The 6,939-nt window shown below is 73.7% G+C and carries 7 protein-coding genes; 4 read left to right on the forward strand and 3 right to left on the reverse strand.

The genetic code is table 11. From position 1 onward, the window contains the following. Window positions 1-316 (forward strand): DUF4190 domain-containing protein (locus DLJ47_RS27180; RefSeq protein WP_233258038.1); only part of this gene is annotated, 316 nt, incomplete at its 5' end. Here DLJ47_RS27180 and DLJ47_RS27185 read toward each other — a convergent pair. Continuing rightward, on the reverse strand, window positions 310-1,149 hold the full coding sequence (locus tag DLJ47_RS27185; RefSeq protein ID WP_393343513.1) for an SDR family NAD(P)-dependent oxidoreductase: 840 nt from the start codon (window positions 1,147-1,149) through the stop codon (window positions 310-312). The two genes, DLJ47_RS27180 and DLJ47_RS27185, sit on opposite strands and share 7 nt — an antisense overlap. Window positions 1,150-1,335: 186 nt before the next feature. Here DLJ47_RS27185 and DLJ47_RS27190 point away from each other — a divergent pair, with 186 nt between their 5' ends. Further along, window positions 1,336-1,854 (forward strand): DUF4190 domain-containing protein, encoded by a 519-nt coding sequence (locus tag DLJ47_RS27190; RefSeq protein ID WP_109904101.1) that lies wholly within the window; start codon window positions 1,336-1,338, stop codon window positions 1,852-1,854. A 56-nt stretch (window positions 1,855-1,910) separates the two neighbouring features. Here DLJ47_RS27190 and DLJ47_RS27195 read toward each other — a convergent pair whose 3' ends face one another. Next, entirely contained in the window at window positions 1,911-2,867 is a 957-nt protein-coding gene (locus tag DLJ47_RS27195) for an HpcH/HpaI aldolase/citrate lyase family protein (protein WP_109904103.1), read from the reverse strand. Window positions 2,868-2,994: 127 nt separating this feature from the next. Between DLJ47_RS27195 and DLJ47_RS27200 the strand changes: the two genes are divergently transcribed. Further along, window positions 2,995-3,819 (forward strand): SDR family NAD(P)-dependent oxidoreductase, encoded by an 825-nt coding sequence (locus tag DLJ47_RS27200; protein WP_109904105.1) that lies wholly within the window; start codon window positions 2,995-2,997, stop codon window positions 3,817-3,819. A gap of 444 nt (window positions 3,820-4,263) precedes the next feature. Then, window positions 4,264-4,674, forward strand: coding sequence for a hypothetical protein (locus DLJ47_RS36420; protein ID WP_233258039.1), 411 nt, complete (start codon window positions 4,264-4,266; stop codon window positions 4,672-4,674). A 26-nt stretch (window positions 4,675-4,700) separates the two neighbouring features. On the opposite strand, the gene DLJ47_RS27210 is transcribed toward DLJ47_RS36420, so the two are convergent. Further along, entirely contained in the window at window positions 4,701-6,902 is a 2,202-nt protein-coding gene (locus tag DLJ47_RS27210) for an APC family permease (RefSeq protein WP_109904107.1), read from the reverse strand. Window positions 6,903-6,939 lie beyond the last annotated feature (37 nt).

The following is a 6,939-nucleotide window of genomic DNA, read 5'->3' on the forward strand; positions in this document are numbered from 1 at the left end:
GCAGTGGGGACACCAACCCCCGTACGCCCCGCAGGGCCCCTACGGCCAGTACGGCCCGCCGTCGCCCGGGCCGACCCGGGGCACGAACGTGCTGGCCATCCTCTCGCTGGTCTTCGCGTTCGTGTTCTCGCCCGCCGGCATCGTCCTCGGCCACCTGGCCAAGCGGCAGCTGCGGACCAGCGGCGAGGAGGGCGACCAGCTGGCCACCTGGGGGCTGATCCTCAGCTACGTCTTCACCGGCCTGGGCCTGCTCATCTGCTGCGGCTGGATCGCGCTGGTCGCCTTCGCCGGCGTCGACGGCGGCATGACCTACTGACGGAACTGCGCCTCGCGGACGCTGTTCCCGCCGTCCACCACCAGCATCTGGCCAGTGATGTAGGAGGCGGCCGGCGAGCAGAGGAAGGCGATGGCGGCGGCCACCTCGTCCGGCGTGCCCGGCCGGCCGACCGGCGTGCCGAGGCCCTGCTTGATCTCCGCCATGGTGGACGCGGCGGTGTAGATGGTGCCGGGCGCCACCGCGTTCACGGTCACCCCGTCGGCGATCATCTCCATCGCCAGCGCCCGGGTCAGCCCGACCACGCCCGCCTTCGCCGCCGCGTACGCCGCCTCGGTCGGCAGCGCGTTGACCGGCCCGGCGGTCGCCGCCAGGTTCACGATCCGCCCCCAGCCGCGCTCGGCCATCCCGCCGATGAAGGCCCGGCTGCACAGGAACGCGGTGGTCAGGTTCCGGTCGATCTCGCCCCGCCACTCGTCGTAGCTGAGCTGGGCGACCGGGCGCAGCACCTCGGGACTGGCCCGGCTGGCCAGCCCGGCGTTGTTGACCAGCACCTCCACGTCGCCGAGCTGCTCGGCCACGGCGTCGGCGAGCGCGCCGACCTCCGACTCGTCGGTGAGGTCGGCGACGAACCCGGTCACCCCCAGCTCGCTGGCCCGTTCGTGGATGCGCCGGGTGGTGGAGACGATGGCCACCCGGGCGCCCAGGTCGGCGAGCCGGCGCGCGGTCGCGTACCCGATGCCGTCCGGGCTGCCCGCCCCGGTCACCAGGGCGACCTTCCCGTCGAGCCGCATGGTCACCGGCTCCGGCAGCGGCGCCGGCTCGTCCTGCCCGGGGGCGGCCGCGGCGACGGCCGCCCGGCTGCGCCGGGCCAGCCCGGGGCGGCTCGCGTCCCGTCTCGGTCGGCTGCCGGAGCGGTCCGCCGCTCGCGCGTCAAACACCATGCCAGGATCCTGCCCGGTTATCCCCGCCCGGGCAACGCGGCACCCGGTGGCGGGACCACGCGGTTTGCGTGCCGCTGGCTACCCTGACCGCGCACCCGCACCCAACGGAGTAGACAGATGACCTATCCCCCGCCGTCCGGCGGCTGGAACGACCCGGCGTGGTCGGGCCAGCAGTCGAGCCCACCGGCCGACCCGACCCTGCCGATCAGCGGTCAGCCCGTGCCCACTCAGCCCACCGCCGCCGAGCCGCACCCCGGCGGCGACCCGTACGCCGGGATGAAGACGCCCGGCCAGCCCGGTGACCCGTACGCCGCCGCCGGCTACCCGCCGCCCGCCTACCCGGGCTACGGCTACGGCTACCCGCCGCAGCAGAAGACCAACGGCCTGGCGATCGCCGCGCTGGTGCTCTCCCTGGTCGGCGTCGGGTCGTGCATCACCGCCCCGATCGGGGCCATCCTCGGGCACGTGGCCCAGAAGCAGATCCGGCAGACCGGTGAGGGCGGCGAGGGCATGGCGAAGGCCGCCATCATCGTCGGCTGGATCCTCACCGGCCTGCTGGTGCTGGTGATCCTCTTCTACGTGGCGGCCATCGTCTTCGCCATCACGCAGTCCGACAACACCAGCAGCAGCTACTGAAGACACGTCGTGCCGCCCCGGTCCGACCGGGGCGGCACGAGGTGGAACCGGGCGTGCTACCCGGCGGGCGGGGTGAAGCTGGACGTCCGGCTCATCCCGGCCGCCCGCCCCTTGGCGGCGATCACCAGCGCCATCTTGCGGGACGCCTCGTCGATCATCTCGTCGCCGAGCATCACCGCGCCGAGCTTGCCGCCCGCCTCCGAGGTGTAGTGCTCGTACGCGTCGAGGATCAGCTCGGCGTGGTCGTAGTCGGCCTGGGCCGGCGAGTAGACCTCGTTGGCGGCGTCGATCTGGCCGGGGTGCAGCACCCACTTGCCGTCGAAGCCCAGCGCGGCCGACCGCTTGGCCACCTCGCGGAACGCGTCCACGTCGCGGATCTGCAGGAACGGGCCGTCGATGGCCTGCTTGTCGTGCATCCGCGCGGCCATCAGGATCCGCATCAGGATGTAGTGGTACGGGTCGCCCGGGTAGTCCGGGATCAGCGCGCCGACCACCAGCGACTTCATGTTGATCGAGGCCATGAAGTCGGCCGGCCCGAAGATGATCGTCTCGACCCGGGGCGAGGCGGCGGCGATCGCGTCGACGTTGACCAGGCCGGCGGCGTTCTCGATCTGCGCCTCGATGCCGATCCGGCCGACCTCCAGGCCGAGGGTCTTCTCCAGCTGGGTGAGCGTCAGGTCGAGCCACTGCACCTGGGCCGCGTTCTGCACCTTCGGCAGCATGATGCAGTCGAGGTTGGCGCCGGCCCCCTCGACCACGTCGATGACGTCCCGGTAGGTCCACGGGGTGGTCAGGTCGTTGACCCGGACCACCCGGGTCTTGCCGGACCAGTCGCCCTCGTTGAGCGCGGCCACGATGTTCTTCCGGGCGTCCGGCTTGGCCAGCGGGGCGACCGCGTCCTCCAGGTCGAGGAAGACCTGGTCGGCCGGGAGGCCCTGGGCCTTGCCGAGCATCTTGACGCTGGAACCGGGTACCGCGAGGCAGGACCGGCGGGGGCGACCGACTGCGGCCATGGGTGCGCTCCTTCCAGCGTGCGGCGGGCACGCCGACGCCAGCTGACGAGAATCCGAGAACTTAACGATCCCAAAGGGCGTTGTGACGCCACGGTAACCTCGCGCCATGACCGGGGTGAATGGACCTGTGGAAGATGTCACTGGGCGCCGACTCGTGGTGGTGACCGGGGCCAGTTCGGGTATCGGCCTCGCGGCGGCGGTGGATCTGGCGCGCCGCGGTGACCAGGTGGTACTGGTCGGGCGCGACCCGGCCCGGTTGCAGGCGGCGGCCGAGCAGGTGCGGGAGGCGTGCGGAGAGCGGCCCGAGCTGTTCCGTGCCGACTTCGCGGTGCTCGACGACGTACGCGGGCTGGCCGAGCGGCTGCGGGCCGCGTACGACCGGATCGACGTGCTGGCCAACAACGCCGGCGCGATCGTGCTCCAGCCGCTGACCACGGTGGACGGGTTCGAGCTGTCGATCCAGGCCAACCACCTGGCCCCGTTCCTGCTCAGCAACCTGCTGCGGGACCGGATCGGCCGGATGGTGGTGACCGCCTCCGGCGCGCACCGCAGCGGCACCCTGGACCCGGACGACCTGAACGCGCCGCTGCGCCGCTACCGCTCGATGACCGCGTACGGCACCAGCAAGCAGGCGAACATCCTGTTCACCGCCGAGGCGGCCCGCCGCTGGCCGCGGGTGCGCTCGTACTGCTTCCACCCCGGCGTGGTGCGCACCCGGTTCGGCAACGACAGCCGGCTGGTCGCGCTCGGCATGCGGATGCTGCCGTTCCGCAGCCCGGAGAAGGGGGCGGAGACGCTGGTCTGGCTGGCCAACCAGGATCCCGCCCGGCTGATCGACGGCGGCTACTACTTCGACCGTCGGCCGCGCCGGCCGCTGCGCAAGGCCGCCGACCCGCAACTGGCCGCCCGGCTCTGGACGGCCAGCGCCAAGGCGGTCGGCATCGGCGAATAGCGCCGCCTGCCATACTCCGCCGCATGACGACGGGGAACCACACCACCACCCCACCGGCCGACGGCACGTCCACGCCACCGGCCGGCGCCACGCCGGCCGCCGACGCCGAAGCGCGGCGGGCCGGGCAGAGCGAGCCACGGGCGAGCGCGGGCGACACGCTGACCGTGCTCGCGGCGGCGGATGCGGAGTTGACCGCCCGGCTGGACCGGGAGCTGACCGCGTTCAACAACCGGGCCACCGGCGCCGACGACGAGGCGGAGCTCAACGTCCGGGTCACCGACGCCGACGGCGACCTGGTCGCCGGCCTGACCGGTTGGACCTGGGGTGGCTGCGCCGGGATCAACATGGTCTGGGTACGCGCGGACCGCCGGGCCGAGGGTTGGGGCGGCCGGCTGCTGCGGGCGTTCGGCGGAGGCCGGCCGGCGGGGGTGCATCGAGGTCTCCGTGTCGTCGTTCTCGTTCCAGGCGCCGGAGTTCTACCGCCGCCACGGCTACCTGGACACCGGCCGCCGGGAGGGCATCCCGGGCGGGCACGTCGACCACCACTTCTGGAAGTCGCTGCGCACCGACCCGGCCGCCGCCGTGCGCCTGGTGGCGCTGGTGGAGTTCCCCGCCGACGCGGTCGAGGCCGGCCAGCGCTACGAGGACGCGGTGCTCGCCCTGCTCGGCCGGCACGGCGGGCGGGTGGAGCGCCGGCAGCGCACCGGCGACGGGCGTACCGAGGTGCACCTGATCCGGTTCGACACCCGCACGGGCTACGACGCCTTCCTGGTCGACCCGGAACGGGTGGCGCTGCGCGCCGCGCTCGGTGACGCCGCTCCGCAGGCCCGGGTGCTGGAGGTGCACGAGGTCTGACCAGCGCTGCCGCGGCCGGGCCGGCGCTACTCGGTCAGGTGCACCGGGACGCTGGTGACCACCACGGCGGGCAGCGGCCGCAGCGCGGAGCGCAGTCGCTGCTCGGCCCGGCTGTGCAGCGGTCGGTGCCAGCGGCTGCGGACCACCACCTCGGGCACGATCACGGTCAGCACCAGGTCGGACCGGGCGGCGTGCAGGGCCTCCAGGTAGTGCGCGAGCGGCCCGATCACCGCCCGGTACGGCGAGACGATGGTCTCCAGCCGGACGTGGTCGCCCCACACCCGCCACTGCGCGCGGAACCGGTCCGCCTCCGGCTCCTCGGGAGCGATGTGCACGGCCAGGGTCGGCTGGCCGAGCGAGGCCGCGTACGCCAGCGCCCGCAGCGAGGCCCGGTTCAGCCGGGCGACCGGGACCACCACCAGGTGCCGTACCTGCTGGGGTAGCTCCTCACCCTCGGGCGGCGCGGCCACGGCGGTCGCCGGCGGGGCGGGCACCACCGACGGCGCCGCCGTCGGGACTACCGGCGGCGGATGCAGCGCCAAGGCCTGGTGCAGCATCCGGTAGTGCCGATGGATGGCCCAGAAGAGCAGGACCAGCAGCGGCACCGCGACCACCACCACCCAGGCGCCCTCGGTGAACTTCGCCGCCCCGGCGGTCACCAGCACCAGTCCGGTGAGCGTGGCGCCGACCGCGTTGAGGGCCAGCCGTCGCCGCCAGCCCGGCCCTCGGTGCCGTCGCCAGTGGGCCACCATGCCGGCCTGGGAGAGGGTGAACGCCAGGAACACCCCGACCGCGTAGAGCGGGATCAGCGACTCGGTGTGCCCGCGGAAGACGACCAGGATGACCGCCGCCGCGACGGCGAGCGTGACCAGCCCGTTGCTGAAGGCCAGGCGGTCTCCCATGTGCAGGAACCGGCGCGGCGCGTGGCCGGCGCGGGCCATGAAGAACAGCAGGCGGGGAAAGTCGTTGAAGGCGGTGTTCGCGGCCAGCAGCAGGATCAGCGCGGTGGCGGCCTGGATCAGCCCGTACCAGGGTCCGGTCGGGAAGGTGACCCGGGCCAGCTGGGACAACATCGTCGCGTCCGGCCTGGGTACCAGCCCGGCCAGGTGGAACAGCAGGGTCAACCCGGCGAAGAGCAGCACCAGCATGGCGACCATCCAGCCCAGGGTCGTCCGGGCGTTGCGCCACTCCGGCGGCCGGAACGCCGGCACCGCGTTCGACACCGCCTCGATGCCGGTCATCGACACCGCGCCCGACGAGAAAGCGCGGAGCACCAGCAGCGCCGACGCCCCCTCGACGATGGGCACCGGGGGTGGTGGCACCGGCGCGAACCCACGCCCGACCGCCTGGGCGAAGCCGACCACCAGCAGCGTCAGCACGGCGGCCACGAAGGCATACGTGGGAAGCACGAAGATGTTGCCCGCGACGCGTACGCCCCGCAGGTTGCCGGCGAGCAGCAGGACGATCGCCAGGACCCCGACCGGCACGGTCCATCCGGCCAGCTCGGGCAGCGCCGAGGTGACCGCGTGCACACCGGCGGCCACCGACACCGCCACGGTCAGTACGTAGTCCAGCATCAGCCCGGCGGCCGCGGCGAGCCCGGGCAGAGCGCCGAGGTTGTCGCCGGCCACGACGTAGGAGCCGGCGCCGTGCGGGTAGGCGGGGATGGTCTGCCGGTACGAGATGCCGACGGCGATCATGAGCACCACCAGCCCGGCCGCCAGCGGCAGCGACAGCCCCAGCGCGCCGCTGCCGGCGAGCAGCAGCACGGCCAGCATCGCCTCCGGCCCGTACGCGACCGAGCTGAGCAGGTCGGAGGAGAGCACCGGCAGGGCGACCAGCTTGCGCATCCGCTCGTAGAGGACCGCCGAGCTGCTCAGCGGCGGCCCGAACAGGGCGCGCCGGAGCCGGGTGACGGTCCGACCGAACCGGGTTCCGGGCAGGTTGGCCGGCTCGGTGGCGACCAGTTCGTCCGGCTCGCCGACCCGGAACATCGCGATCGGGGCGAGCCGCCCGAACCGGCTCGGCTCGGGCTGGCCACCGGCGCGGCGCAGGGTGGGATCGACCGGTAGCGCTCCGGGCGGCTGGTCCCGCCGGGCCGCCCGCCACTGGTCGCCGATCCGCCGCAGCGCCGCCAGTTCCTCCGGCGCCAGCGGCGGAAATTCGGCCGAGGGCGTGACGATGCTGCCCCCCGCCCCGTCGCTCTCGCCGGCTCCGGAGCCGTTCACCCCGCCTCCCGCCCTCGTCCCGCCCACCCCTCGCACT

This window comes from Micromonospora sp. S4605 (genome assembly GCF_003176715.1).
Classification (GTDB): domain Bacteria; phylum Actinomycetota; class Actinomycetes; order Mycobacteriales; family Micromonosporaceae; genus Micromonospora; species Micromonospora echinaurantiaca.